This is a genomic window from Reyranella soli, assembly GCF_007992495.1.
Classification (GTDB): Bacteria; Pseudomonadota; Alphaproteobacteria; order Reyranellales; family Reyranellaceae; genus Reyranella; species Reyranella soli.
Genome location: NZ_BKAJ01000126.1, coordinates 1 through 26,189 on the forward strand (window position 1 = coordinate 1; position 26,189 = coordinate 26,189).

Annotated in this window: 27 protein-coding genes and 2 pseudogenes; 9 read left to right on the forward strand and 20 right to left on the reverse strand. The window is 66.7% G+C overall.

Annotated features, from left to right (window positions below; translation table 11 throughout):
* Positions 1 to 52: 52 nt before the first annotated feature.
* The 4 genes from RSO01_RS32130 to RSO01_RS32145 are packed head-to-tail and all read right to left on the reverse strand — an operon-like array spanning position 53 to position 3,355.
* Entirely contained in the window at positions 53 to 1,201 is a 1,149-nt protein-coding gene (locus tag RSO01_RS32130; RefSeq protein ID WP_147154651.1) for a BaiN/RdsA family NAD(P)/FAD-dependent oxidoreductase, read from the reverse strand.
* Positions 1,198 to 1,575 carry a fluoride efflux transporter CrcB gene (gene crcB, locus RSO01_RS32135; protein ID WP_147154690.1) on the reverse strand — a complete coding sequence of 126 codons (378 nt, stop codon included), beginning with the start codon at positions 1,573 to 1,575 and terminating at the stop codon, positions 1,198 to 1,200. The genes RSO01_RS32130 and crcB overlap by 4 nt, the downstream gene beginning before the upstream one ends.
* Entirely contained in the window at positions 1,575 to 2,582 is a 1,008-nt protein-coding gene (locus RSO01_RS32140; protein WP_308933107.1) for a P1 family peptidase, read from the reverse strand. The genes crcB and RSO01_RS32140 overlap by 1 nt, the downstream gene beginning before the upstream one ends.
* A gap of 8 nt (positions 2,583 to 2,590) precedes the next feature.
* Positions 2,591 to 3,355 (reverse strand): SDR family NAD(P)-dependent oxidoreductase, encoded by a 765-nt coding sequence (locus RSO01_RS32145; RefSeq protein WP_147154653.1) that lies wholly within the window; start codon positions 3,353 to 3,355, stop codon positions 2,591 to 2,593.
* A gap of 98 nt (positions 3,356 to 3,453) precedes the next feature.
* Here RSO01_RS32145 and RSO01_RS32150 point away from each other — a divergent pair, with 98 nt between their 5' ends.
* A complete protein-coding gene (locus tag RSO01_RS32150; protein ID WP_147154654.1) occupies positions 3,454 to 3,753 on the forward strand; it encodes a putative quinol monooxygenase in 300 nt (99 codons plus the stop codon).
* Here the strand turns inward: RSO01_RS32150 and RSO01_RS32155 are convergent.
* On the reverse strand, positions 3,750 to 4,181 hold the full coding sequence (locus RSO01_RS32155; RefSeq protein ID WP_147154655.1) for a CBS domain-containing protein: 432 nt from the start codon (positions 4,179 to 4,181) through the stop codon (positions 3,750 to 3,752). The genes RSO01_RS32150 and RSO01_RS32155 overlap by 4 nt on opposite strands.
* Positions 4,182 to 4,398: 217 nt before the next feature.
* On the opposite strand from RSO01_RS32155, the gene RSO01_RS32160 reads away from it, so the two are divergent.
* Positions 4,399 to 4,992, forward strand: coding sequence for a VUT family protein (locus RSO01_RS32160; protein ID WP_147154656.1), 594 nt, complete (start codon positions 4,399 to 4,401; stop codon positions 4,990 to 4,992).
* Positions 4,993 to 5,069: 77 nt separating this feature from the next.
* Entirely contained in the window at positions 5,070 to 5,900 is an 831-nt protein-coding gene (locus tag RSO01_RS32165; RefSeq protein ID WP_147154657.1) for a universal stress protein, read from the forward strand.
* A gap of 7 nt (positions 5,901 to 5,907) precedes the next feature.
* Here the strand turns inward: RSO01_RS32165 and RSO01_RS32170 are convergent, their stop codons facing one another.
* From RSO01_RS32170 to RSO01_RS32190, 5 genes are read right to left on the reverse strand one after another with little or no spacing between them, the layout of a single operon-like run.
* Entirely contained in the window at positions 5,908 to 6,363 is a 456-nt protein-coding gene (locus tag RSO01_RS32170) for an SRPBCC family protein (protein ID WP_147154658.1), read from the reverse strand.
* Complete coding sequence (locus RSO01_RS32175) at positions 6,360 to 6,821, reverse strand: SRPBCC family protein (protein ID WP_147154659.1); 462 nt, start codon at positions 6,819 to 6,821, stop codon at positions 6,360 to 6,362. The genes RSO01_RS32170 and RSO01_RS32175 overlap by 4 nt, the downstream gene beginning before the upstream one ends.
* 9 nt (positions 6,822 to 6,830) lie before the next feature.
* Positions 6,831 to 7,301, reverse strand: coding sequence for an SRPBCC family protein (locus RSO01_RS32180; protein ID WP_147154660.1), 471 nt, complete (start codon positions 7,299 to 7,301; stop codon positions 6,831 to 6,833).
* Positions 7,301 to 7,654 carry an ArsR/SmtB family transcription factor gene (locus RSO01_RS32185; protein ID WP_147154661.1) on the reverse strand — a complete coding sequence of 118 codons (354 nt, stop codon included), beginning with the start codon at positions 7,652 to 7,654 and terminating at the stop codon, positions 7,301 to 7,303. Before RSO01_RS32185 ends, RSO01_RS32180 begins: the two co-directional genes overlap by 1 nt.
* Before the next feature lie 59 nt (positions 7,655 to 7,713).
* Positions 7,714 to 9,132 (reverse strand): hypothetical protein, encoded by a 1,419-nt coding sequence (locus RSO01_RS32190; RefSeq protein WP_147154662.1) that lies wholly within the window; start codon positions 9,130 to 9,132, stop codon positions 7,714 to 7,716.
* Between the two features lie 162 nt (positions 9,133 to 9,294).
* Between RSO01_RS32190 and RSO01_RS32195 the strand changes: the two genes are divergently transcribed.
* Both RSO01_RS32195 and RSO01_RS32200 read left to right on the forward strand, forming a co-directional pair.
* Entirely contained in the window at positions 9,295 to 10,365 is a 1,071-nt protein-coding gene (locus RSO01_RS32195) for an efflux RND transporter periplasmic adaptor subunit (RefSeq protein ID WP_170303516.1), read from the forward strand.
* Between the two features lie 4 nt (positions 10,366 to 10,369).
* A complete protein-coding gene (locus RSO01_RS32200) occupies positions 10,370 to 13,528 on the forward strand; it encodes an efflux RND transporter permease subunit (protein ID WP_147154664.1) in 3,159 nt (1,052 codons plus the stop codon).
* Between the two features lie 103 nt (positions 13,529 to 13,631).
* Here the strand turns inward: RSO01_RS32200 and RSO01_RS32205 are convergent, their stop codons facing one another.
* The 4 genes from RSO01_RS32205 to RSO01_RS32220 all read right to left on the reverse strand — a co-directional run bounded on the left by RSO01_RS32205 (position 13,632) and on the right by RSO01_RS32220 (position 17,374).
* Positions 13,632 to 15,923, reverse strand: coding sequence for a xanthine dehydrogenase family protein molybdopterin-binding subunit (locus tag RSO01_RS32205; RefSeq protein WP_246158969.1), 2,292 nt, complete (start codon positions 15,921 to 15,923; stop codon positions 13,632 to 13,634).
* Positions 15,924 to 15,937: 14 nt separating this feature from the next.
* Entirely contained in the window at positions 15,938 to 16,390 is a 453-nt protein-coding gene (locus RSO01_RS32210; protein ID WP_147154666.1) for a (2Fe-2S)-binding protein, read from the reverse strand.
* A gap of 213 nt (positions 16,391 to 16,603) precedes the next feature.
* A complete protein-coding gene (locus RSO01_RS32215) occupies positions 16,604 to 16,999 on the reverse strand; it encodes a (R)-mandelonitrile lyase (protein WP_147154667.1) in 396 nt (131 codons plus the stop codon).
* A gap of 12 nt (positions 17,000 to 17,011) precedes the next feature.
* The gene (locus tag RSO01_RS32220) at positions 17,012 to 17,374 is read right to left on the reverse strand and encodes a DUF2255 family protein (RefSeq protein WP_170303517.1); all 363 of its coding nucleotides are present in this window, start codon (positions 17,372 to 17,374) and stop codon (positions 17,012 to 17,014) included.
* 90 nt (positions 17,375 to 17,464) lie between these two features.
* Here RSO01_RS32220 and RSO01_RS32225 point away from each other — a divergent pair.
* Positions 17,465 to 17,707: pseudogene (locus tag RSO01_RS32225) on the forward strand (LysR family transcriptional regulator); the annotation flags it as partial.
* 643 nt (positions 17,708 to 18,350) lie between these two features.
* Here RSO01_RS32225 and RSO01_RS32230 read toward each other — a convergent pair.
* Positions 18,351 to 18,635: pseudogene (locus tag RSO01_RS32230) on the reverse strand (carboxymuconolactone decarboxylase family protein); the annotation flags it as partial.
* A 189-nt stretch (positions 18,636 to 18,824) separates the two neighbouring features.
* Positions 18,825 to 19,433 (reverse strand): pyridoxamine 5'-phosphate oxidase family protein, encoded by a 609-nt coding sequence (locus tag RSO01_RS32235; protein WP_218037521.1) that lies wholly within the window; start codon positions 19,431 to 19,433, stop codon positions 18,825 to 18,827.
* Positions 19,434 to 19,599: 166 nt separating this feature from the next.
* Here RSO01_RS32235 and RSO01_RS32240 point away from each other — a divergent pair, with 166 nt between their 5' ends.
* Positions 19,600 to 21,114: a glycosyltransferase family 39 protein gene (locus RSO01_RS32240; RefSeq protein ID WP_147154670.1), complete on the forward strand. Its 1,515-nt coding sequence runs from the start codon at positions 19,600 to 19,602 to the stop codon at positions 21,112 to 21,114.
* Between the two features lie 76 nt (positions 21,115 to 21,190).
* Here the strand turns inward: RSO01_RS32240 and RSO01_RS32245 are convergent, their stop codons facing one another.
* Positions 21,191 to 21,748, reverse strand: a complete 558-nt coding sequence (locus RSO01_RS32245; RefSeq protein ID WP_170303518.1) for a VOC family protein — start codon at positions 21,746 to 21,748, stop codon at positions 21,191 to 21,193.
* Complete coding sequence (locus tag RSO01_RS32250; RefSeq protein WP_147154672.1) at positions 21,745 to 22,350, reverse strand: 2-hydroxychromene-2-carboxylate isomerase; 606 nt, start codon at positions 22,348 to 22,350, stop codon at positions 21,745 to 21,747. The genes RSO01_RS32245 and RSO01_RS32250 overlap by 4 nt, the downstream gene beginning before the upstream one ends.
* A gap of 76 nt (positions 22,351 to 22,426) precedes the next feature.
* Between RSO01_RS32250 and RSO01_RS32255 the strand changes: the two genes are divergently transcribed.
* Positions 22,427 to 23,713 carry an amidase gene (locus tag RSO01_RS32255; RefSeq protein ID WP_147154673.1) on the forward strand — a complete coding sequence of 429 codons (1,287 nt, stop codon included), beginning with the start codon at positions 22,427 to 22,429 and terminating at the stop codon, positions 23,711 to 23,713.
* On the forward strand, positions 23,710 to 24,498 hold the full coding sequence (locus RSO01_RS32260; protein ID WP_218037522.1) for an aspartate dehydrogenase: 789 nt from the start codon (positions 23,710 to 23,712) through the stop codon (positions 24,496 to 24,498). The genes RSO01_RS32255 and RSO01_RS32260 overlap by 4 nt, the downstream gene beginning before the upstream one ends.
* Before the next feature lie 81 nt (positions 24,499 to 24,579).
* On the opposite strand, the gene RSO01_RS32265 is transcribed toward RSO01_RS32260, so the two are convergent.
* Entirely contained in the window at positions 24,580 to 24,828 is a 249-nt protein-coding gene (locus RSO01_RS32265) for a hypothetical protein (RefSeq protein ID WP_170303519.1), read from the reverse strand.
* A gap of 117 nt (positions 24,829 to 24,945) precedes the next feature.
* Positions 24,946 to 26,085 carry a mandelate racemase/muconate lactonizing enzyme family protein gene (locus tag RSO01_RS32270; protein ID WP_147154675.1) on the reverse strand — a complete coding sequence of 380 codons (1,140 nt, stop codon included), beginning with the start codon at positions 26,083 to 26,085 and terminating at the stop codon, positions 24,946 to 24,948.
* Between the last annotated feature and the right edge of the window lie 104 nt (positions 26,086 to 26,189).

Here is a 26,189-nt window from a genome sequence, read left to right on the forward strand (position 1 = left end):
CTCCGAAGAGCATGAGCCGGCCGGAGGCCGGCGGTCCGGAAGAGCATGAGACCTACACCGCCTCACCCGCTGCCCAGCCGCTCGACCAGGCCCACTGGAAATTGTAGCCGCCCAGCCAGCCGGTGACGTCGACCGCTTCGCCGATCACGAACAGGCCGGGCACCTTCTTGGCTTCCATGGTGCGCGACGACAGTTCATCAGTGTCGACGCCGCCCACCGTGACCTCGGCCTTGGCGTAGCCCTCGGTGCCGGTGGGCACGATCTTCCAGGTCTTCAAGCGCTCGGCCAAGGCATCGAGATCGCGATCGCGCGCGTTCGCCATGGTCCCTTCGTTGGCAAGGTGCTGCGCCAGGCGTTGCGGCAGCACTTCGCCCAGCACCGTGCGTAGCTCCGCCTTCGGTCGCGTGCGCTTGCGCTCCTTCAGGAAGGATGACGCATCGACATCGGGCAGCAGGTCGATCGCGATCTCCTGACCGCCTCGCCAGTAGGACGAGATCTGCAGGATGGCCGGTCCCGACAAGCCGCGATGGGTGAACAGCATGGCCTCACGGAAGCTGGCGCGGCCAAGACGCGTCACCACCTCCAGCGACACGCCGCTCAGCTCCGGCACGTTCAGCGTGAGCGGCACCAGCGCCGGCCGCGTCTCGGTGAGCCGCAGTCCGAAGCGGCGGGCGACGTCGTGCGCAAAACCGGTCGCGCCCATCTTGGGAATCGACAGGCCGCCCGTGGCCAGCACGAGAGACGACGAGGTGAACGCACCGTGGTCGGTCGTCACCGTGAAGCGATCGGCCTTGTCGATGCCGGTGATGCGATGCGCCACCTTCACCTCGACCTGGTTGGCGGCGCACTCGGCCAGCAGCATGGCCACGATCTGCCGCGCCGAGCCGTCGCAGAAGAGCTGGCCCAAGGTCTTCTCGTGCCAGGCGATGCGGTGCTTGCCGACCAGGGCGATGAAATCGTGCTGGGTGTAGCGCGCCAGCGCCGATTTGCAGAAATGCGGGTTGGCCGACAGGAAGGCTTCGGGCCGGCTGTCGAGGTTGGTGAAATTGCAGCGCCCGCCGCCCGAGATCAGGATCTTCTTGCCGACCTTGTCGGCGAGCTCCAGCACCAGCACGCGCCGCCCGCGCTGGCCGGCGCCGAGCGCACACATCAGGCCGGCCGCGCCGCCGCCTGCGACGATGACGTCGTATTGCTGGCTCACGCCAGCGCCGTCCTCACGATCCAGAGGCCGAGGACGAGGCCGGCGATGGCGCCCACCACCGAGCCGCCGACATAGAGCGCGGCCAGCAGATGCTCATGGCGTTCCCACAGCAACACGGCATCGAGCGAGAAGGCCGAGAAGGTCGTGAAGCCGCCCAGGATGCCGGTGGTGAGAAACAGCGGTATGTGGCCCGGCTGGCCGCCGCGCTCGGCGAACCAGCCGGCGACCAGGCCCATCACCAGCGAGCCCAGGATGTTGATGACGAAGGTGTGCCAGGGGAAGTGGGTTCCGAGGAAATGCGCTACCCAAACGTTCATGCCGTGCCGGATCGAGCCGCCGATGCCCGCCCCCACGAACACCACCAGATATGCCATCATCGCCGGCCGCCTCCGAAGCGCGTCTTCCAATCGGGCATTGCGGTCTTGTAGGGCAGCGCCGTCGCCTCGTACACGCCACGCGCCACGGCGCGGGCGAGGCAATCGGCCGCTGCCGTACCGAGCTCGGTCAGTACCGGCGGCTCACCACCCGATCCGGCGAGGCCCGTCGAGACCGCGAACACCGTGTCGCCGTCGTTGGGCGCGTGCACTGGGCGTAGCGCCTTCGATAAGCCGTCGTTGGCCATGATGGCCAAGCGCTTGCACTCAGCCTTTGTGAGCGTGGCGTCGGTCGCGACCATGGCGATGGTGGTGGCGGTGGCCGGCGCCGGCTGACCCTTGAAGCGCACGGCAAGCGCCTCGGGTGGAATCTTCTGAGGCCAGCCCAGGCCGCCGAACTCCGCTCCCTGCTCGTAGGGCGCCGCCCAGAAATGCGGCCCATCGCCAATCAGCGCCGAGCCGACCGCGTTCACGGCCGCCAGTGCACCGACAGTGAAGCCCTGCCGCGTGCCTGTGCTTGCCGAACCGAGCCCGCCCTTTGCAGTGACCGTGGTGGCGCCGAAGCCCGCGCCGACTGTGCCCAGCGCGAAGTCCTGTGCGGCGGCGAGCGTGGCGTCGCGGCCGAGATCCCAGTAGGGCGGCCGCTTGTCGACGGGCTCGGTCAACCACTCCTTCGCGCCGCCGTTCGTCAGGTCGAACAGGATGGCCTGCACCGCCACCGGCAGGGTGAGGCCGCCGAACTGCGCGCCCTTGCCCTGGCGGCACAGCACGGCGGTGACGCCGCCTGCGGCATCGAGGCCGTAGAGCGAGCCGCCCGACAGCACGACAGCGTCGATCATGCCGCGCGTCATCTCGGGCTCGAGCAAGGTGACGGCGCGATCGCCCGGCGCGCCGCCCAACGTCGCCACGCTTGCCACGACGCTACGCTCGAACACCGCCACGGTGACGCCCGTCGCCGCCTGCGCATCGTGGGCGTTGCCGACCAGGATTCCGGGTACGTCGGTCAAAAGGTTCCTCACGTCAGGTGCTCACCGCCATTCACATGGATGGTCTGGCCGGTGATGAAGGTGCCCTGCGGCCCGACCAACAGGCGCACCATGGCGGCGATCTCGTCGACCGTGCCGAAGCGTTTCAGCGGGATCGGGCGGTTCATGCGGCTGGCCGGCGCCGGCCCCGCCGACGCAGCGCGCGCGGTTTCGATGGCGCCGGGCGCCAGCGCGTTGCAGGTGATGCGATGCGGCGCAAGCTCGACGGCGAGCGCGCGCATCAGCCCTTCCAGTCCGGACTTCGATGCCGAGACATGGCAGCGGTTGGGCGTGCCGACATGCGTGGAAACGCCGGAGATCGCGACGAACGCGCCGCCCTGGCCCTTGGCCACCATCTGTGGGATGAAGGCCTTGCCCAGCAGGAAGGCGCCGTCGAGCGCCACCGACAGGATCTCGCGCCATTCCTCGAACGACATGTCGAGGAACGAGGTCTGACGGCGCAAGCCCGCGTTGCTCACCAGGATGTCGACGCCGCCGAACGCCTTGGCCGCCTGGTCGGCGAGCCGCGCCGGCACCTGCGGATCGGAGACGTCGCCCATGGCGGCGACGGCCTTGCCGCCCGCCGCAACGATCTCCGCGACCACGGCGTCGACCGCCGCCTTGTCGGCACGGCCGTTGACCAGCACCGACGCGCCGTCGCGCGCCAGGGTAAGAGCGATGGCGCGACCGATGTTGCGGCCCGCACCAGTGACCAGGGCGACCTTGCCCTGCAAGGGAAGTGATTCTGATGGCATGGCGGGCAAACTGCCAGTCTGCTCGCCGCCTGTCGACATGGTCCGAATGGTCGATTTCTTGCACTTCCGGCGGCGACCACGCGAAAGGAGCAGAATCGATGCTGACGATCACCGCCGTCATCCGCGCCAGGAAGGGTCACGAGGGCGCGTTGCAGGAGGCCCTTCTGGACGTGGCGCGACATGTGCGCGCCAACGAACCCGACACGGTGGGCTTCTTCATCTCGCGCGATGCGGCCGACCCGACGGTGTTCACCACCTACGAACGATTCACCGATCGGGCCGCCATGGACCGGCACAACGGTTCGGATGTCGTGGCGAAGTTCTTCGCGATCGCCCAGCCGATCCTCGACGGCAACGTGACCCTCGTGACCTGCGAGGAGATCTTCACGAAGGCTTAGCCGGCGACGATGTAGGCCTTCAGCGCCTCGGTCTCGTGCTGGGTCTCTTCCAGCCGCGCCTTGACCACGTCACCGATCGAGACCAGCCCTAAAAGCTCGCCGCGATCGACCACGGGAAGATGGCGGAAGCGGCCACTGGTCATGGCCTGCATCACCTCTTCGATCGAATGGTCGGGGTGGCAGGTTATGACATCGCGGGTCATCACCTGACGCGCCTCGAGCTCCATTGCCTTGTCGCCATGGGTTGCCATGGCGCGCACGAGATCGCGTTCGGAGACGATGCCGACGACCGAGCTGTGCTCGTTGAGAACGAGGACCGAGCCGATGCGCCGTACGCTGAGCTGCTTGGCGACCTCTGCCACGGTGGTGCTGGGCATCACCGAGAAGACGAGAGCGCCCTTCTGCGAGAGAATGTCGGAGACGAACATGGTTCCCCCTCCGCAATGTTGTCCAACGGGTAAGTTCAGCAACGTAGTGCCGCGGAGAAAGGTTGCGGGCCTAGAAGCCCTCCTAGACGACGCTCTTTCAGCCCTCGTCCTTCCCCGTCCGGCGATTCCATCACGTGTGAAGCAGGTACGCCAGCGTCGATTTGTGCATTTCAAGTGGCCTTTTCCCCGCCTCGCGGGCCTGCTAGGAGCGCGCGCAATGACGCCCACGCCCTCCCTGTCCTCGCCCCGGCAAAAGGCCGAAGCGCTGGTCTATCTCCTGGCCTTCATCGCCTGCATCCCGGCCGCCAACTGGATGATCGGCAACCTCGGAACGGTGTGCGCGCCGCCGCACGGCCCCTGCCTGGTGCCGGTCTGGCCGTGGGGACCCAAGGGCATGCCCTTGATGGCGCCGTCGGGCGTGCTGCTGATCGGCCTCGCCCTGGTGCTGCGAGACATGGTGCAGCGCCGGCTCGGCCGCGCCGCCGCGCTCACCGCCATCGTCGCCGGCGCCCTGCTGTCGGGCGCGGTGGCGCCGCCGCCGCTGGTCTATGCCTCGGCCGCAGCGTTCCTGCTGTCGGAGCTGGCTGACTTCGCCGTCTACACGCCGCTGCAGTCGCGCGGGCTGGTACTGGCGGTGTTGGCGTCGAGCCTGGTCGGCTTGGTCGCCGACAGCATCCTGTTCCTGTGGCTGGCCTTCGGCAGCCTCGACTTCCTCGCTGGCCAGATCCTGGGCAAGCTCTGGATGGTGCTGGCCGCCCTGCCGTTCATTCACTGGATCAGGAAGCGCGAACTCTCCCGGTCCGCAGCGTGACGCGACGGACGAAGTCTCGGCTTGCATGCCGGCTCTAGGCGCTTCTTAATCGCGTCCGTTTGATGGGGGAATTCTCGATGTACAAGTCCATCCTGGCCGTGTCCGAAGGCGGACCGGATGCCGCCATGTCGTTCAAGCTCGCGGCCCGCGTGGCCGGGCTGTTCGACGGCTGCGTCGACGCCTTGCACCTGCCGGTCGGCCCGGCCGGCGGCATGGTGGGCGGCCTGGCGATGAGCGGCGAGGCGATGCCGCTGATCATGAACATCGACGACGAGCGTCTCGAGGCGCGCGCCAAGGAGAGCGAGCGGATCTACAGCGAGCTCATCGCGCCGGTGAAGGGCGCCACCTTCACCGCCGCCAAGACCGCGACGCTCGACACGCTGGTGGCGATGGGCCGCTGCTCGGACATCATCGTGCTGGGCCGGCCCGGCGCCGACCCCGAGAACGTGGCGCCGGCAACCGTCGAGGCCGCCATCCACGAATGCGCGCGCGCCGTCATGATCGCGCCGCCCAACCCCGGCAGCGGCAGCTTCGACAACGTGATCGTGGCGTGGAACGGCAGCTTCCAGGCCGCGCGCGCCGTCGAATATTCCCTGCCGTTCCTCGCCAAGGCGTCGAGCATCACCATCCTGGTCGTCGGCAGCACGCCCGACGATGTCGGTGCGGCCTACCTTGCGCGCAATCTCGGCCGGCATGGGCTGAAGACCGAGGTCGACGCCATCGATCCCGGCGCCGTGTCGGGCCGCGCCCGCGGCCGCGCCTTGCTCGACTATACCCATGGCAAGGGCTCCGACCTGCTGGTGATGGGCGCCTACGGCCGCGGCCAGGTCCTGAGCTTCCTCGGCATGGGCGGCGCCACCGGCAAGGTGATCTCGTCCTGCCGCGTGCCGCTGTTGATGGCGCACTAATGGCGCACTAGGCGGTGACCGATTCGCCGATCTTGTCGAGCATCGAGGTCAACCCTTCTTCGCGGCTGGCCGCATTGTCCTTGCCGTCGAGGAAGGCGACCTGCTCGACGAGCAGCAGGCGCGTGCCCTTGCCGTCGGCTGAAAGCGCGACCGTGGTGAGCGACACCGAGACCGGCTCGCCGCGGCTGGTCATCGAATAGCTGAACACGATGCGGCGGTCCGGCACGATGTCGAGATAGAGCGTGTCGGCGACGAAGCGCGGATCGTCGCTTGGCCCGAAGCGCTTCAGCTCGCGGCCACCCTCGCGGAAATCGAAGCTCTGCTCGGCGATCACCCAGCGTCCCGGCACGTCCCACTGGGCGCGCGCCTTGGGCTCGGCCCAGGCGGCGAAGACCCGCGCCGGAGCGGCCTTGTAGCGCCGCTCCAGCCGGATCGTGCCGTGCTGAACCGAGCGCGCCGTCATTGCATCTCCAGGAACCTTGCGAGCTGGTCAAACAGGCCGCGCGTGCCTTGCTCGCGGCTGCCGGCATCGTCGTAGCCGTCGAGGAACACGGCCTGCTCGGTATAGACCAGGCGCGTGCCGGTGCCGGCCGGCTTGAGCTCGGTCGTGCCGAGCGAGACCGAGATGCGCGTCTTGTCCAGGTGCATCTCGTAGGTCAGCACGATGCGCTCGTTGGGCACGATGTCCTGGTAGATCGCATTGTAGTAATGCATCGGTCCGCCCGGCGGCCCGCCGCTCACGCTCTCGCGACCGCCGACCTTGAAGTCGAGCTTGAGATTTGACTTCTCCCAGCCCTCGGGTCCGACGAACCAACGCGCCTTCGATTTCACGTCGGCATAGGCTGCGAACACGCGTGACGGCGCCGCGGCGAAGGTGCGCTCGATGGTGAAGGTCGCGTGCTTGGTCGAACGTTCGGTCATCTGCTGCTCCTAGGCGGCGCGCTGCTGGCTGAACAGCCGGTCGAGATTGCCGAGGCCGATGCGCGTGCCCTCCTCGCGGCCGGCGATGTCGTCGTAGCCGTCGAGGAACGCACCCTGCTCGGTGAGCACCAGCCGCGTGCCGCCGGCAACGTCGAAGAACTCGATGGTCGCCAGCGATACCGAGATGCGCCGGTTGTCGAGATGCATGTCGTAGGCGTAGACGATGCGCTGGTCGGGCACGATGTCGAAGTAGTGCGCATTGAAGACATGCCGAGTGCCGCCGGCCGGGCCGGTCACGGCGTATTCGCGTCCGCCGACGCGGAAGTCGAAGATGTGCTCCGTCACCGGCCATTCGGCATGGCAATAGGCCCAGGCCGTCTTCGCCTCCTTGCTCGACCAGGCGGCGAAGACGCGGTCCGGCGTCGAGGGATAGACACGCTCGATGGTGAAGGTGGCATGCTTGGCGTTGCGGATCGTCATTACTTGCTCCGGGGTCTTGTGGTGGGGTCGGTCTCGACCAGGAATGCGCCCAGGCGATCGAGGCGCCTCTCCCAGCTGGCGCGCCGCTCGCTGATCCAGCGTTCGGCCGAGTGCAGCACCTGGGGCTCGATGCGGCAGGTGCGCACGCGGCCCACCTTCTGCGACCGCACCAGGCCGCTCGCCTCCAGCACCGCGAGATGCTGCACCACCGCCGACAAGGTCATGTCGAGCGGTTGGGCGAGCTCGCTCACCGAGGCCGGGCCCTGGCTCAGCCGCTCGACCATGAGGCGTCGGGTCGGGTCGGCTAGTGCCTGGAAGGCGAGGTCGAGGGGTGCCGGTTGATAGTTAAGCATATACTTAACTATTGTCTCAAAGCGCAGTTTTCAAGGGCTTTTTTAGCGGCGGAAGTAGCTTACGGGCAGGCGCCGGCGGACTGGGTCAGGACGTCGGGATTGCTGCAGGCCGAGCAGGCATTGCCGTAGGTCTTGCGGGTGCCGTCGCGGTGCAAGCCACAGGCTGGCCGGTATTCGCGGGTGCACATCTGCGGCCGGGGATCGGCGCACGGGCCGCCCGCCACCGGCATCGATTCGGGGGCGAGCTCGCCGCGGACCATCATGAACATGAAGGGTTGCGGTTTGTAGTCGCTCAACGAGCCGACGATGGCGATCTTCGATCCCAGCGCCGGCAGCGGCGCCAACGGCCGCGCCATGGCGATATGCAGGTCGGCGACGTTGCCGGCCTGCGCCTCGTCGGTGATGGCGGCCTCGATGACGTCGGGCGTGGCCGAGATCACCTTCACCGGGATTTTTATGCGCGTGCCACCGCCCTGCTGCTTGTCGACGATCGCCTGCCATGTCTTCTCGGCGGCGGCGCGATTGGCCGGCGTCGTGTCGCGATGGCGCAGGATCAGCGCCCAGTCGACGAAGGAGAGCGCGCCGGGATCGTTGTCCTCGACGAGCTGTATGGCGAGCTCAGCCGGCGTCAGCGCGCGCGGGATCGACTTCACGAAGCCGCCCGGCGGCGCCTTCTCGCCGGCGACGACACGCGCCAGCAATTCGTCCCAGCCCTCCTCGCTGCCGCGATAGAGGCGGTAGCGCGAGCGCACGTAACGATCGATGTCCTTGGCGGCCGTGTCGTTCTTGGCAGCGCGGGCGATGGCGATGGAGCGCGCGGCGAACCAGAAGCCCAGCGCGTCGAGCGGCGTGCCCTCGAGCTGCGCCACGGCGAGCTGATAGACGTCCTGCAGATTGTCGGGCTCGGCCGTCACCGATGCGCGGTAGTAGCGCCGCGCCTTGTCGTAATCCTTGACCTGGAGGGCGGCATAGCCCAGCGCGCCGTTGAACACCGCGCTCATCTGCTCCTTGGCGCGGGCGAAGGTGGCGTCGTCGAGCGTGCTCGGCTTCTGCCACTTGGCCAACGCGCCAACGCCGCGCTCGGCGCCGGCGACCATGGGCTCGATCGCCGCCTTGTCGCCCTGCACGGCGCGGGCGCGGGCGGCGTAGACGCGATGGGCGAGGGCATGGACGTTGTCGGGATCGATCTGCAGCAGCTTGCCGGCGACGAAGTCGGCCTTGGCCGGCTCCTTGGCCGCCATCCAGGCGGCCATTGCGTGCTCCAGCGATTCGGTGCGCAGGATGCTGCCGGGATACCAGGCGGCGAAGACCTCCATCGCCGTGGCGCGCCTGGCCGGGTCCTGCGTCTTGAGCGCCGCCTGGAAGTTGTCGTACTCGGCGGGATTGGCGAAGCTGCTGCGCGCCTGGCCAGCCGCATCGAGCGACTGCAGGGCAAGCGCCAGCGACAAGACGAGGACAACCCACCGCAACACGATCACTGCATCTCCTTTTTTCGCCGCGGCCTGTCAGCCTGACGAGCCCCAGCCGGAAAGGCCGTGACCGCTTTGTCGAATTAAGGCAGTGTTCGTAGGTTACTACGGGCAGGGACGAAGACAATGATCGAACAGCGCTCAATCCTCGCAGCGCTCGTCGCGGCCTGTATGGTCACAGCTTTCGCCGCCGGCGGCTTCGCCCAGCAGGCCGCGCCGCCGCCGGCCGTGCTGGTCCAGGCCGCCGAGCTGACGCCGATCGCCGAACGGTACGAGTTCATCGGCCGGACCGCCGCCGTCGACAAGGTCGAGCTGCGCGCCCGCGTCAAGGGCTTCCTCGGGCCGCGCAAGTTCAACGACGGCGACATGGTGAAGAAGGACGAGGTCGTCTTCACCATCGAGCCGGAAACCTATCAGGCCGCGGTCGACCAGAAGCTCGCCCAGCGCGATTCCATGCAGGCCGCCCTCACCAACGCCGACCTGCAGCTGAGCCGCGCCACCGAGCTGCTGCGCACCAACACCGGCACCAAGCAGACCTACGACCAGCGCCTGTCCGAGCAGCTCCAGGCCAAGGCGAACCTCGAGGACGCCCGCGCCCAGCTGCGCGATGCCGAGATCCAGCTCTCCTACACTACCATCAAGTCGCCGATCGACGGCCGCATCGGCCGCGCTGCCGTCTCGCCCGGCAACCTCGTCAGCCCGGACTCCGGCGTGCTGGCGACGGTGGTGAGCGAGAGCCCCATTCGCGTGCTGTTCCCCGTGACGCAGCGCGAGTTGCTCGACGCCAAGCGCGACGCCCAGATCGGCGATCCGCCGGCGGTCCGGCTGAAGCTCGCCGACGGCAGCATCTACCAGGAGAAGGGCAAGATCGACTTCATCGACATCACCGTCGATTCCAAGACCGACGGCCAGATCGTGCGCGCGACCTTCGACAACAAGGACAATCTCCTGACCGACGGCCAGACGGTCCGCGTCCTCCTCGAGGAAAGCAAGCCGCAGACCGTCGTGACCGTGCCGCAGCAGGCGGTCGCCCTCGACCAGACCGGTCCCTATCTCTTCACCGTGGACGACAAGAACGTGGTTCACCTGCGGCGCATCAAGACCGGCATCGTGCGCAACGGCATGCTAGTGGTGACCGAAGGGCTGAAGGAAGGCGAGAAGGTCGTCATCCAGGGCCAGCAGCGCATCCGCGACGGCATGACGGTGGCGCCGAGCGCGGCTCCGGCCCAGCCCAAGAAGTAGCGCCATGACGATCTCATCGCTGTTCATCCGCCGGCCGCGGTTGGCCTTCGTCGTCTCGACGGTCATCACCATCGCCGGCCTGCTCGCCATCACCGCCCTGCCGGTGGCGCAGTTCCCCGACATCGTGCCGCCGCAGGTCCGCGTCACCGCGACCTACCCCGGCGCCTCGGCCCAGGCGGTCGAGGAGAGCGTGGCCCAGGTGATCGAGGGCCAGGTCAACGGCGTCGAGAAGATGATCTACATGAAGTCGACGTCGGGCGGCGACGGCAGCTATGCGCTGACCGTGAGCTTCGAGGTCGGCACCAACCCCGATCTCAACACCGTCAACGTCACCAACCGCATCAATGCCGTGCTGGCGCTGCTGCCGCCCGAGGTCCAGCAGCTCGGCGTCACGACTAAGAAGCAGTCGTCGTCGCTGTTGCAGGTCGTGGCGATCTATTCGCCCAAGGGCAGCCGCGACGGCCTGTTCCTCTCAAACTTCGCGACCATCACGCTGCTCGACACGCTGCGCCGCGTGCCGGGCGTGGGCGATGCCACGCTGTTCGGGCCGCTCGACTACTCGATGCGCATCTGGCTCAACCTCGACCGCATGTCGAGCCTCGACATCACGGCCGACGACGTGGTCAAGGCCGTGCAGGCGCAGAACGTGCAGGCCGCGGTCGGCCTGGTCGGTGCCGCGCCGCTGGTCGACGAGGTCGGTTTCCAGCTCAACATCACGACGCAAGGCCGCCTGGTCACCACCGGCGAGTTCGAGGACATCGTCGTGCGCGCCAGGTCCGACGGCGGCCTGGTGCGCATCAAGGACATCGCCCGCGTCGAGCTCGGCGCCAAGTCCATGGATTCGATCGGCCGCTACAACGGCAAGCCGGCGGCCGGCATCCAAATCTACCAGCTGCCCGGCGCCAATGCGCTGGCGACCGCACAGGGCGTGCGCAAGGCGCTGAAGGACCTCGAACCGCGCTTCCCCGACGACGTCTCCTACAACGTCATGTACGACACCACGGTGTTCGTCGAGGCCACGATCGAGAGCGTGATCCACACGCTGATCGAGGCCTTCGTGCTGGTGGCGATCGTGGTCTTCATCTTCCTCGGCAACTTGCGCGCCACGCTGATCCCCATCATCGCCGTGCCGGTGGCGCTGATCGGCACCTTCGCCGTCATGCTGATGCTGGGTTTCTCGGCCAACACCATCTCGCTGCTGGCCCTGGTGCTGGCGATCGGCATCGTGGTCGACGACGCCATCGTCGTGGTCGAGGCGGTCGAGCACATCCTCGAGCACGAGCCCGACCTCACGGTCGCCCAGGCGACCGAGAAGGCGATGGGCCAGGTCACCGCGCCCATCATCGCCATCACCCTGGTGCTGCTCTCGGTGTTCATCCCGACGGCCTTCATCCCCGGCATCACCGGCCAGCTCTACTCGCAGTTCGCGGTGGCGGTGTCAGTATCGATGGTGATCTCGGCCATCAACGCCCTGTCGCTCTCCCCGGCGCTGTGCTCGCTGATCCTGCGCCATCGCAAGAAGCCGCGCGGCGTCATGGCCTGGCTGCAGGGCGGCATCGACAAGAGCCGCGACGGCTACGTCCGGGTGGTGACGCCGATCGCGCGGCGCGGCTTCATCTCCCTGCTGCTGGTCGCAGGTTTTGCGCTGGCGACCGGCGGCATCGGCAGCCTGGTGCCGTCGGGCTTCCTGCCCGACGAGGACCAGGGCGCGTTCATGGCCGAGGTCCAGCTTCCCGACGCCTCCTCGACCAATCGCACGCTGAAGTCGATCGAGGAGGTCGAGCAGACGATCATCGGCAAGCCGTGGATGCAGAGCATCTTCACCGTCTCGGGCTACAGCATCCTCGACGGCCTGAACCTGCCCAACCGCGGCCTGGTCGTCGTCGAGCTGAAGCCGTTCGCCGAGCGCAAGGATCCGACGCTGACGGTGTTCTATGCCCTGCAGGAGGTGAACAAGGCGTTCGCCCAGATCGCCTCGGCCAACGTCTTCGCCTTCAACCTGCCGCCCATCATGGGGCTGGGCAATTCGTCGGGCTTCGAGTTCGTCGTGCAGTCGCTGGCGGGCGCGCCGCCGGTCGATCTCGCATCCGTCGCCCGCGGCCTGATGATCTCGGCGCAGACCGCGCCCGAGCTCGCCAACGTCTTCACGACCTATGCCGCGACGACGCCGCAGATCAACCTCAAGCTCGACCGCGAGCGCGCCCAGCAGCTGGGCGTCAGCATCTCCGACATCTTCTCGGCGATGCAGACGACGCTGGGCGGCACCTACACCAACGACTTCAACCTGTTCGGCCGCGTCTGGCAGGTCAAGGTGCAGGCCGACGCGCCCGACCGCGGCAACGTCAACGACGTGTTCCGCGTGCGCGTACGCTCGTCGAACGGCGAGCTGGTGCCCCTGCAGGCCGTGGCCAATATCGAACTGGTGACTGCGCCCTCGTCGATCGTGCGCTACAACAACCTGCGCTCGGTGGTGCTGAACGGCGCGCCGGCGCCCGGCTTCTCCTCGGGCCAGGCGATCGCCGCCATGGAGCGGCTGGCCAAATCGACGCTGCCCGCGGGCTATGGCTACGAATGGACCGGCACGGCGCTGCAGGAGAAGGCGGCGAGCGGCCAGACCGGCTTCATCCTGGCCCTGGCCGTGCTGTTCGCCTACCTGTTCCTGGTCGGCCTCTACGAGAGCACGGCGATCCCGATCGCAGCGCTGCTGTCGGTCGTGGTCGGCCTGTTCGGGGCGGTGACGGCGCTCTTCCTCACCGGGCTCGACAACAACATCTTCGCCCAGATCGGCATCGTCGTGCTGATCGCGCTCGCCGCCAAGAACGCCATCCTGATCATCGAGTTCGCGATGGAGGAGCGCGCGCACGGCAAGGACATCGTCAGCGCGGCGACCACGGCCGCGGGCCTGCGCTTCCGCGCGGTGATGATGACGTCGTTCGCCTTCATCCTGGGCCTGGTGCCGCTGGTCATCGCCTCGGGCGCGGGTGCCGCGACCCAGCGCGCTGTCGGCACCGCGGTGTTCGGCGGCATGATCGCGGCCTCGATGCTGGGCATCTTCGTGATCCCGGGCCTGTACGTCGCCTTCCAGACCTTCCGCGAGAAGGTGAAGGGCCTCGGCAGCAAGCCGGCCACGGTCCAGTACAAGGTCGTGGATCCGGGGCAGTAGCCCGAAGCGCCAGCCAATCTCTTGCCTTATCAAGCTCCTCTCCCCCTAGCGGGGGAGAGGAATATGAGTTGAGGCGAGGAAACGCCTGCGAAGAAACGCCCGCCTACACCTTCCCCGCGAGCTGGTCGCGGATCGGCAGGCTGCGGATGCGCTTGCCGCAGGCGGCGAAGATCGCGTTGGCGAGCGCCGGCGCGACCGGCGGCACGCCGGGCTCGCCGACGCCGCCCAGCGGCTTGTCGAACGCCGTCGTGTTCACCAGATGCGTGCGGATCTCCGTCGGTGCGCCGTCGATGCGCGTCAGCTCGTAGCCGTCGAAGTTGGTCTGCACGACGCGGCCGTTCTTGAAGGAGATCTCGCCCAGGGTCGCCAGGCTGATGCCCTGTATGGCGGCACCCTCGAGCTGCGAGCGCACGCGGTCGGGGTTGACCACGGCGCCGCAGTCGAAGGCGATGTCGACCCGCGGGATGGTGAGTTCACCCCTTGGCCCGACCGCCACCTCGGTGACGACGGCGGTGTAACTGACGAAGCTGCGATGCGCGGCGATGCCAAGCCCACGGCCTTGCTCGAGCTTGCGGCCCCAGCCCGCTTCGGCCGCCGCCTTCTCGACCACCGCACGCAGTCGCCCGGTGTCGAACGGATAGCGCTTGGGATCCTCGCCGTAGAGCCAGGCATCCGACATCGCCCCGGCATCGATCAGGCGCGGCGGCCCGATCAGCTCCAGCAGGTAGTCCTTGGGATCGCGTCCCACGGAAGCCGCAAGCTCCGCCACGAAGCTGTGGATGGCGAAGGCATGTGGGATGTTGGACACGGAGCGGAACCAGCCGACCCGTGTGTGCGCCGCCGCCTCCGGGTTCTCGACCCGGAGGTTGGGGATGGCGAAGGGATTGTCGACGGCGCCCATCGCCAGCTCGAGCGGCGCCTCGTGCTTGGGATCCGGCATGAAGAGCGCGAAGATCGACGGGGCCACGGTGCGGTGCAGCCAGGCGACGGCCTTGCCGTTGGCGTCGACACCCGCTTCCACCCGCTCGACCGACACCGTGTGGAAGAAGCTGTGCTGCAGGTCGTCCTCGCGGGTGAAGGTGAGCTTCACCGGACGGCCGCCCATGGCATGGGAGCAGATCGCCGCTTCGCTGGCGAAGTCGGGTTTGGACTTGCGGCCGAAGCCGCCGCCCAGCAGCAGGGCGTGCACGATGACCTTGTCGATCGGCACGTTGAAGCGTTTCGACAGGTCGGTGCGGACAGCCTCGGTATTCTGCACGCTGCACCAGACCTCGCAGCCCTGGGCCGTGACACGGGCGGTTGCCGACGGAGGCTCCATCGGCGCCTGCGCCAGATGCGGCACGTAGTATTCCGCCGACACGCGCTTGGCCGCGCTAGCCAGCGCGGCATCGACGTCGCCGTCGTTGCGCGCCACCTTGCCGGGCTTGGCCGCGGCCGCCTCCAGCGTCTTGCGGTACTCGACGGAGTCGTAGCTGGCGTTCGGCCCGTCGTCCCACTGGATCTCGAGCTGGGAACGTCCCTTGATGGCGGCGAAGGTGTTCTCCGCGATCACGGCGACGCCGCCCAGCGGCTGGAAAACCACGGGCGGCGTCGGCGGGTCGATGGCCACGACCTTGAGCACACCCGGGACCTTCATCGCCTTGGCCGCATCGAAGCTCTTGACCTTGCCGCCGAACACCGGCGGCCGCGCCACGACGGCATAGGCCATGCCCTCGACGCGCGCATCGATGCCGAACATCGCCTTGCCCGTGGTGATGTCCATATTGTCGATCAAGGGCACGTTGTCCTTGCCGATGTAGCGGAACTGGCTCGGGCCCTTGAAGACCAGTTTATCCTGAGCTGGCACCGGCCGCGCCGCCGCGCCCTTGGCGAGCGCACCGAAATCGAGGCGCCGGCCGCTGCCGGCATGGACGATGCCGTTGTTCTCGGCCTTGACCTCGGTGACCGGCACGCTCCAGCGGGCGGCCGCTTCCTGCTCGAGCATCTGGCGGGCCGCCGCGGCGATGCGGCGAAGCGGCTCGAAGTGATGGCGCATGCTGCGCGAGCCGTCAGTGTCCTGGTTGCCGAAGCGCGTCTGATCGCCCGGCGCCTGCAGCACCTTGACGCGACCGAGGTCGGCTTCCAGCTCGTCCGCCACCACCATGCCGAAGCTGGTGCGGATGCCCTGGCCCATCTCGGCGCGAATGCAGAGCAGGGTCACGGTGCCGTCCTCGGCGATGGAGAGGAAGAGGCGTGGATCGTCCTTCAGCCCGCCGGGCATGCCGTCACCGCCAAACTTCTTCTCCTGCGCCAGCGCCGGCGAGGAAAGACGGACCGAGAGCACGAAGCTGCCGGCAGCGAGACCGAGCAGAACCGAGCGGCGCGCGACGTTCGCGACTTTAATGATGTTGGTCATGGTCATGCCCTCCCCTATGCCTTGCCCGAGGCGCGCTTGATGGCGTCGCGGATGCGTGGGTAGGTGCCGCAGCGACAGATGTTGCCGCTCATGGCGTCGAGGATCTGCTGGTCCGTGGGTTTGGGCGTGTCCTTGAGCAACGACGCCGCCTGCATGATCTGTCCGGTCTGGCAGTAGCCGCACTGCGCCACGTTGAGCTCGCGCCACGCCTTCTGCACCGGATGATTGCCGTCAGCCGACAGGCCTTCGATGGTGATGACCGCCTGGCCGTCGATGTCGCCGACCTGGATCTGGCAGGACCGCACGGCCGTGCCGTCGACATGCACGGTGCAGGCGCCGCACAGCGCGCGCCCGCAGCCGAACTTGGTGCCGGTCATGCCGACGATGTCGCGCAGATACCAGAGAAGCGGTGTCTCCGGATCGCCGGTGAAGTTTTGTGCTTTGCCGTTGACGGTGAACTTGCTCATGGCTGGCCTCCAAGGGGTGTGGTGGCGAACGATCATGTTCGCGCCACGGTGCTTGCTTGAGCGCCCCGATCGATCGAGTGTCGAATGACGTTCCTGGCGCTATGGGCGACGGAAAGGCAGCGATCGAGGTCGCCGCGAGCCTAGCCGACTCGCCGGAGTTTCACCATCGCCGCATCGATTCGCAGCATGGCCGGTGAAGATATCCTTCCGCGATCACCTGCCGTACTGCTCGCCGCTGACCTTCTCCATCCAGTCGACGGTCTTGCCGTCGAGCGCTTCCTGGATGGCGATAGGGGTCATGGCCGTGGTCGCCTTGGCGCCATGCCAGTGCCTCTCGCCGGGTGCGGTCCAGATGACGTCGCCGGGCCGGATCTCCTCGACCGGCCCGTTCCAGCACTGGACCCAGCCGCAGCCCGCGGTGACGACCAGCACCTGGCCCAGCGGATGGGTATGCCAGGCGGTGCGGGCGCCGGGCTCGAAGGTGACATAGGCGCCCGATACGCGAGCCGGATCGCGCGCCGGGAACAACGGGTCGATGCGGACCGTGCCGGTGAACCAGTCGAGCGGGCCCTTATTGGACGGCTGCGCGCCGTTGCGCTTGATCTCCATGTCTTTCTCCAGTCAGCGCGGCTCCAGGCGCAGCGTCGTCGCCAGGATCTCCTGCTTCACCATCGCCTCGGCGTACGGGCCCGGACCGTACTTGCGCAGGAACTCCCCGCTCACGCGCTCGATCGCAGCAGGGTCGTGCTCCGGTATCGCCTGAACCGCCAGCTGGCGGCCCGCCACCTCCAGCATGGCATCGCCACCGGCCGCGAGGTCCCGGTACCAGCGCCCGCGAGCGCCGCGGTACGAGCGCACGAAGACCGCGTCGTCGGCAACCACTACCCAGATCACCACGGCGCTCTCGGGGTGCTTGCCGGTCCAGATCCTGACTTCCTTTGTGCTGCGCAGATCGCGCAGGGCATCCACGTCGAAACGGGTCATGGCCAAGATGTAGGCCGACCCGCGGCCAGAACTAGGCCCTATAATCGGCATGCACTTATGAGCTGGTTCGACTAATGCAAGCGCGGCACCCTGGACGACCTTCTGGCCTTCCTGGCCGTAGCCCGCGAGCGCAGCTTCACCAAGGCTGCGGCCAAGCTCGGCGTCTCGCAATCGGCGCTGAGCCATACCGTCCGCCAGCTGGAAGCGCGGCTGGGCGTGCGGTTGCTGACGCGGACCACGCGCAGCGTCTCGCCGACCGAAGCCGGTGAACGGCTGCTCGCCACGATCGGCCCGCGCTTCGAGGAGATCGACACCGGGTTGGCCAGCCTCAGCGTTGCGTTACCGTAAGTAGTCAAGCCTGCATGCACTGCTGTCAGCGGTGCGAGAGGTTTCTGAGGTTTGCGAGGTTTCCGAGAGAGAGCCTAGTGGAGTGCATTGGACTGCACCCCCTATCTGTTGGGGGCCGGTACACACTCCGTAATTTAGATAGTTAAGATAGTTAAGATGTTGGAATCCTCCTCATCAGAGGCGTGGAGGCCGGCTGGCCCGTCCGCAGGCAAGCGACCGGACGGGCCGCGTGCGGTGCCTGCCGCAGCCTTGTGGTCTCGGATCAACGATGCAAAGAGCAGGAGCGCGGCGCGGCAACGCAACAGGGCGAGAATATAACCAAAGTAGGAATCTGTCAATAACTTGAGTTGGCGACGGCGAGGCTCGTTTTCAAGAGTTTTTGCGCTCCATAGAGGGGTCTAACGCGCAATAACACCACCCTTGTGTCGCCGCACCCGAGTGCCAGCAGTGCCATCAACCCGCGGCACGCGGATCCAACCGATCTAGTTCAGGCTCTTCATGCGGTCGTAGATGTGCACGAAGTCCTTGGTGGCCTGTGGCAGGAGAAGCAGCGATCGAGATTCTCGTTGGTCACCGACTTGTCGGCGTTGAACGCCTTTCCATGACGACATAGCGGAAGAGCTTGTCCTTAGCGGGGACGCTTATCGAAGACATCCTTCGCCACCGGCAACGCCGAGAAGACGTTGGGCCAGCCGACATAGAAGGCGAGATGGGTCAGGACCTCGGCCGCCTGTGCCTGGGTGACCCCGTTATCCATCGCCCGATTGAGATGGTAGGTCATCGGGGCGACCTGACCGGCCGCGATCAAGGCGCTGACCGTAACCAGGCTGCGGTCGCGCGGCGCGAGGCCCGGACGCTTCCACACTTCGCCGAACAAGCGACCTGTCGTGTATTCTTCCAGACCCGGAGCGACCATCCGGATCTCCTCAAGCATCTGCCTGGGTTGTTCCGCGCGAGTCGATGGTGAGTCGATCAGAACGAGGAATACGATCGTCGCCGCCAAAAGTTTCATTCGACCTCCTGTCATCCCCGTTCAACTAGGGGACAGGAGGCGCCTTGATTGGCGGCGGGTCCTCGATAGCGCCTATCGGCCCCGCTCGCCTCATTCGCCGTTGGGCGTCGGCTGCCGCGGATGGATGTAGTCCTTGAAGTCGTCGAAGCCCTTCCACGCCGGCTCCGGCGGCTGGTAGTCCGGCCGTGGTGCGTACGTCGACGGCTCCTCGCCGCCCGGCGTCACGATGTAGCGCGGGCAGTTGGGGAAGATCGCGCGCGCCTGCACGCGCACCAGGAGCTGGGCGCCGGCGAAGCGCTGCATCAAGGGATCGTCGCGGCTGACGCTCGCCGTGCCGTTCACACGCAAGCGCCGAGGCTTCTCGCCCATGTCGATGAACAGCAGCCCGACGCCCGGATTGACCAGAATGTTACCCAGGCTCTTGAACATGCCGTTGCCGTCATAGTCGGGAAAGGCGAGCTCGCCCGGACCGATCACCCTCACGAAGCCCGGCGTGCCGCCTTTGAAGGAGCAGTCCGGCCGGCCGTCGGCGTCGGCCGTCGCCAGGAAGAAGAACATCGATTTCTCGATGAAGGTGCGGTCATTGTCGGTGAAGGCTTGGCGCGTCAGCTTATCTTCCAGCCGGTCGGAGATGCGCCGGCTGTCGAACTGGTCTTGCAGACGGCGATTGCCGTCATGGAACATGACGCTGTCAGGCATACATCCACTCCCTATGTTTTTTTATTCCAGGTGAATATTCGCCGCCTTCACGACGGGCGGCCAGCGCTCGATTTCGGCGGCGATGTGGCGGTCCCCTACAGCTCGCAGTCCCGCGTACTGGAAGTTAGAATGGCAATCGCCGGGGAAATCACATTAGGAAAGCATTTTGCGGTCACGTCCTGCCATATGGCTCGCTCTTCTCACAGCCGCGCTGCATTTATGGGCGAACGGCGACTACGACTACCACCGCGACGAGCTCTATTTCATCGTCTGCGGTCAACACCCGGACTGGGGCTACGTCGACCAGCCGCCTTTGGTCCCGCTGCTCGCCGCACTCATGCACGCCCTGTTTCCCGACTCGCTGACGATGTTTCGTCTGATCCCGGCGCTGGCTCATGCGGGCACGGTTGCGCTCTCTGCCGAAACGGCTCGCAAGCTCGGTGGCGGCAGCTGGGCCCAACTGCTCGCCGGCATCGCAGCACTCTTCTGTCCGCTCCTGCTTGCTTTCGGGACGATTTTTTACACGGACTCGCTTCAACCGATCGCCTGGTCGTTCTGCGCATACGCACTCATCAGCATCATCCGCGACGACAATGAACGCTGGTGGCTCCCGATCGGCTTGGTGATTGGTCTGGCGTTCATGGTCAAATACACCATCGCGTTCTGGGTTGCTGCTCTCCTGATTGGCCTGCTCCTGACATCGGCACGCGGCCGTCTTGCCCGCCCAGGCCCCTATGTTGCTGCCGTGGTCGCCACCCTCATCGTTTTGCCCAACCTGTATTGGCAATGGGTTCATGGATGGCCGTTTCTCGAATTCGCCGCGGCGGTGGCTGAACGCAACGATGTCGTGCAGGCGCCCTGGACCTTTGTGTTGATCCAGATACGCGACCTCAACCCGGTACTTGCGCCGATCTGGCTCGCGGGGCTTGCAGCGTTCGCGTTCTGGCGTCGGTTTGCGGACCTTCGCGTCATCGCTATCGCGTACTTGCTTCTGCTAGTGGCGATGATCGCGCTCCACGCTAAATCCTATTATGCAAGCGGCGCCTATCCCGTTCTCTTCGCCGGCGGAGCCGTGGCATTGGAGGCGTGGCTCACGTCGCGACGCCTGCGCGCGGCGCTGCTTGTCGGCGTTGTGCTGCTTAGCTTGCCACTGCTCCCCTTCGTCGTTCCCCTACTTCCCATCGAGCGTTTCGCTGCCTATCAAGGCTTTCTCGGTATCACTCCGGAAGGCACCGACGAAAAGTTGACGTTCGGCCGTCTGCCACAATTCTATGCCGAGATGCATGGCTGGCGCGAACTCGCTGCCCTGGTCGGCCATGCCTATCAATCGTTGTCGCCAGAAGAACGAGCGGATGCGGTATTTTTCGCGGACAACTACGGGGAGGCGGCGGCAGTCGACATCTTTGGGAAACATTGGGGCCTGCCATCCTCAATCAGTGCGCATAACAACTATTACCTCTGGGGTCCGCATGGACATGTCGGAGACGTCGTCATCCACGTGGGGGGCCGCCGCGAAGACTTGCTCAAGGTCTACGCCTCAGTCGAGGCAATGGGCAAAACCGACAACCCCTGGGCGCTTCCTTTTGAAACCGGCCAGACGATCTGGATTGCCAGGAAAAGGTTCAAGAAGCTGGATGACGACTGGTCGAACTTGAAGCACTACCATTGCAAACCGTGTTGAGCGCAATGGAGAGGGCAGCGCTTTACCGCAGCGCCGCAACGACGGCTGGGCGCCGTTCAAGAAGTTCGATGTAATCTTACGTCCTGTCGGTGCCGGCACCGATGCGATCGCTGAGCGCCTTGTCGTGCAGGGTCGTGTCCTGGCCCGGCGGGGCGATGCGGACGGCATCTTCCAGGCTCAGTGTCTGGCGCCACTCCTCTTCCGGCCGCGAGCGGCCGTCATAGCCGATCTGGTCGACGCCCCAGTAGAGCTCGAGGTGATGGCCGTCGGGATCGAGGAACTCGACCGAGACCTGGCAGCCGGCGCGACGGCGGCCCTCGAAGACGATCTTGGCGCCGTACTTCTGGAGATGATCGCGGGCGCGGAACACCTCATCGAGCGTCGCGAGCTCGAAGGCGATGTGATGCAGGGTCTTCTTGGCGTCACCCGTCGCGGGCAGGCCGCCGATCAGGGCGAGACAATGGTGATCGCCGTTGCAGCGCAGGAACACCATGCCGCCCGGCATCTTATCGCCGCCGTAGATGTCGGAAATCCGGAAGCCCAACACCTCGGTGTAGAAGCGCTTCGAGGCTTCGATGTCGGAGACGTTGACCACGACGTGGCCGAGCTTCTGGACGGCAAAGGGCGGATTCATGCGACGAGCCTCCCGTGTTTCAGCCAGCATATCGCGTCGTCGAGGCGGTCGTCGCCCCAGAACAGCTCGCCCTTGACGGCGAAAGTCGGCGAGCCGAAAACGCCGAGCCGGCGCGCCTCGTCGGTGGCGGCGCCGTAGACGCCGCCGATCCGATCGGACTGCGCCTGACCCACGACCCGTGCCGGATCCTGGCCGACCTCCCTGAGGCTTGCCGACAGGTTGGGCTCCATGCCGGGCTCCTGGCCGTCGACGAACCAGCGGCGATAGCTCGCCACGATATAGGGTTTGCCCCAGCCCTCTTCGAGGCCGAGCAGCGCCACGCGGTTGGCGCGGTCGAACTCCTGCAAGGGATAAGGCGCCGGCACCTTGACGGGCAAGCCATACAGGCCGGCGCGCCGTTCGATGTCGCGCCACATGTAGCCCATCTTCACCGGCTTGTTGGCGAACGGGCTGTTGTTCTGCACGCGCATGATGGCGCGCACGCTGAACGGCCGCCAGTTGAAGCGCATGCCCGTGGCCGCCTCGACCTGCTCCAGTCGCGACACGGTGAGATAGGTGTAGGTGCTCCCGGTCGAGAACCAGAAATCGATGGCGTCGGGCATGGACTACCTTTTGTAGTGGCGCTCGGCCATCATGGCCCGAACGACGTGACCCAGAAAGGGCTGGAGGGGAAGACGCATGGCGAAATCGCCTAATCGGTTGTCGGCCAGCGAGGCCGTGCTGCGCATGGCCCAGAAGCGGCTGAAAGCCCGCGACCTGGTCGAGGCCTGCCTCGACCGCATCGAGGCGCGCGAGGGTCAGGTCCATGCCTGGGAAGCGCTCGATCCCGATGGCGCGCGCAAGCGGGCCGATGTGCTCGACAAGCGCAGTCGTCCCACCGGCCCCCTGCACGGCATCCCGCTGGCGGTGAAGGACATCATCGCGACCAAGACGATGCCCACGACCTGCGGCTCGCCGATCTACCGCGACCATGTCGTCGGCAAGGACGCCGACTGCGTCACGCGGCTCGTGAAAGCCGGCGCCATCGTGCTGGGCAAGGCGGTGACCACCGAGTTCGCCGGCGGGCATGCCGGCAAGACGCACAATCCGCACAATCTGCGCCACACGCCGGCTGGCTCCTCGTCGGGCTCGGCGGCGGCCGTCGCCGACTTCATGGTGCCGGTGGGCTACGGCACGCAGACCGCAGGCTCGGTGATCCGGCCCGGCGCCTTCAACGGCGTCGTGGCCTACAAGGGCAGCTACGGCTGGGCCGACATGACCGGCATCAAGGCCTACGCGCCTTTCCTCGACACGCTGGGCTTCTTCGCCCGCGAGGCCAACGACCTGGCGTTGATCCGCGCCGCCTACGGCCACGCCCCGGCAGATCCGATCCCTGGGCCGCCCGCGCGGCCGCCGCGCATCGGCCTGATCCGCACGCCGTGGTGGGACATCGCCGAGCCCTACAACAGGAAGAACATCGAGGAGGCCGCGCGCACGCTGCGGGCCGCCGGCGCCCGCGTGCGCGAATGGCAGGCGCCCGACAACTGGGCGAACCTGATGCAGGCGCAGCATCGCATCATGACCAAGGAGGCGACGCAGTCCTATGCCAAGGAACGCGCCCGCTCCTCGCACCTCTTCTCGCCTATCATGCATGGCGTGATGGAAGAAGGCGACGCGGTGAGCCGCAAGCAGTACGCCGACGCCAAGAAGCGCCGGCGCACCGCCCTCGCCCAGCTCGACGATGCCTGGACCCGGTTCGACATCCTGCTGGCGCCGTCGGCCAAGGGCGAAGCGCCGTCGGGCCTGGGCAACACGGGCGATCCCATCTTCAACCGCTTCTGGACGCTCTTGGGCACGCCCTGTATCGCGCTGCCGTTCAACACCGGGCCGTTCGGCCTGCCCTTGTCGGTGCAGCTCGTCGGCGCGCGCGGCACGGACGACCAGCTGATCGCCTGGGCGCGCTGGGTGGAGCGCAAGCTCTCGTGAGCTTGCAGCTTGGCCTGATCGGCTATGGTGCCATCGGCAAGCATGTCGAGGCGGCGCTCAAGGCCGGCAGCATCGAGAACCTCGAGCTGGTCGCGGCCCTGGTGAAGCGGCCGCGCAATGAAGGCCTGTTGACCCACGAGCCCGACCGCTTCTTCGCCCATCGCTTCGATGCGGTCGCGGAATGCGCCGGCCACGAGGCGGTGCGCAGCCACGGCCAGCGCGTGCTGGAGCGCGGCGCGGACCTGCTGGTGACGTCGGTCGGCGCCTTCACCGACACCACCCTGTTCGAGCGCCTGCTGGCTGTTGCCAAGGCCAACGGCAAGCGCCTGATCCTGCCCTCGGCCGGCATCGGCGCGCTCGACATCTTAAGCAGCGCTGCGGTCGGCGGGTTGGACAGTGTCACCGTGACCGTGCGCAAGGATCCGTCGGCCTGGAAAGGCACGGTCGCCGAGACGCTGGTCGATCTCGACACACTCACGCAGCCGCACACCGTGTTTGACGGCCCGGTGCGCGAAGGCGCGCGGCTCTATCCGCAGAACGTCAACATCTCGGCCGCCGCCGCCATCGCCGGGCTGGGCCTCGACCGTACGCGTGTCGTGATCGTGGCTGATCCCACGATCAGCACGCACATCGTCGAGCTGGAGGCCAAGGGAGCCTTCGGCCGCTTCACCTTCATGGAGGACGTGGCCGTCAGCGAAGAGAACCGCAAGACCGGCAAGCTGGTCGCCATGGCTATGGTGAAGTCGGTACGCCAGCTCGCGTCGACATTGGTCGTGGCGGCTTAGTCTTTGCTGGGGGCGCGCCACTCCGTGGCGCGTCTTCTCATGCTCTTCCGGACCGGAAGAGCATGAGTCCTCTGCGAGAGCTCAGTGCCTCGGGACCAGCGTCCAGACCGGATCGAGCACGCGCAGGCGGCGGCCGTGCAGCAGGGTCAGGCGCTCGCGGTAACCGAGTACCTGGATCTGCACGACGTCCTCGAACTCCGGCGGCAGCTCCTCGGGCTGGAGCACCGGCAGCAGCCGGACTGGCTGGTCGGCCTCATGAAGCTCGGAGGCCATGCGCGCTTCGTTGACGCGAAGACGGAGAAGGTTGGCTAGTACTGCACTCGCATTCATTGGTGCCTCCTTTGGGCCCATTCGCGAGGATCAGTACGGGGGTTGGCCCCGGCCTTATGTGAGTTTCGTCACACCGGCTGCATCGCCATAAAAATGCCCAATATGGTGACCGAGCGTTCATACATAGCCCGGCCCTTCGATCACCGGATGAGCCAGCAGGAACTCTTCGTCGATTTCGACGCCGATTCCGGGCTTTTCCAGCGGCCGCACGCAGCCGTCCTGGCCGATCTTCCAGGGCTCGCTGCCCAATTCATCGCGGAACTTGTTGGCCACTGACAGGTCGGCCTCGAAGTATCCGCCGTTGTCGATCGAGGCCAGGAAGTGGATCGAGACGGCGTGGTTGAGGCCGGTCATCGAGCTGTGCGGATGGACCGGCAGCTTCCACATCGAGGCCGCCGCAGCGATGCGCTGCACCTCGGTGACGCCGCCGCTCTTGGAGAGGTCGGGCTGCAGGATGGTGATGTTGCCGTCCTCGATCACGCGATGGAACTCGAAGCGCGTGTAGTGGTTCTCGCCAGCCGCCAACGGCGTGCGGCCGAACCCCTTGGCCATGGCGTAGGAGCGATGGTCGTGCGCCGGGAACGGCTCCTCCAGCCAGCCGATATTGAGCTCGTCCATCGCCGGCATGACGCGGCGCACGTCGGCGACGCTGTAGCCGGTGTTGGCGTCGGTCAGGATGGCGACCTCGTCGCCGAAGCGGCGGCGGATCGCCGTCATGCGCGCAATGTCGGCCGCGACCGTGTCGCCGATGCGCAGCTTCAGCGCGCGGTAGCCCGTCTCGACCATGGGCACGGCCTCGGCGACCAGCGAATCGGGCGCCTGATAGCCGAGCGAGATGCCGCCGGCATAGGCCGGCACGGGCTTGTTGGTGCCGCCTAAAAGCTTGTAGAGCGGCCAGCCGACGGCCTTGCCCTTGATATCCCACAGCGCCTGGTCGACGCCGCTCATCGCCATGGCGGTGGCCGCCCCCATGCCGTGGCTGCCGAGCTGGAACTTGTAGATGCGGGCCCAGATGCCGACCGTGTCGGTCGCGTCCATGCCGACGACGAAGCCCTTCAGCGTGGTGTTGATCAGATGGCCGATGCTGCCCGGTGAGCGCGCATGGTGGCTCTCGCCCCAGCCGACAATGCCGTCCTCGGTCGTCACCTTGACCATGACGCAGTCACGCTTGGTCATGGTGCCGATGCCCAACGACACTTGCTGCTCCTTCGGCACGCGGAAGGAGGTGGGGTAGGCTTTGACGTCGACGATTTTCATTGCAAGCACTCCTCCAAAACCGTCATCCCGAGCGAAGCCGCCCCCTCGACTTTGCTCGGGGTAAACTCCGGGCGGCGTAGTCGAGGGACCTGTTTTTGTCGACA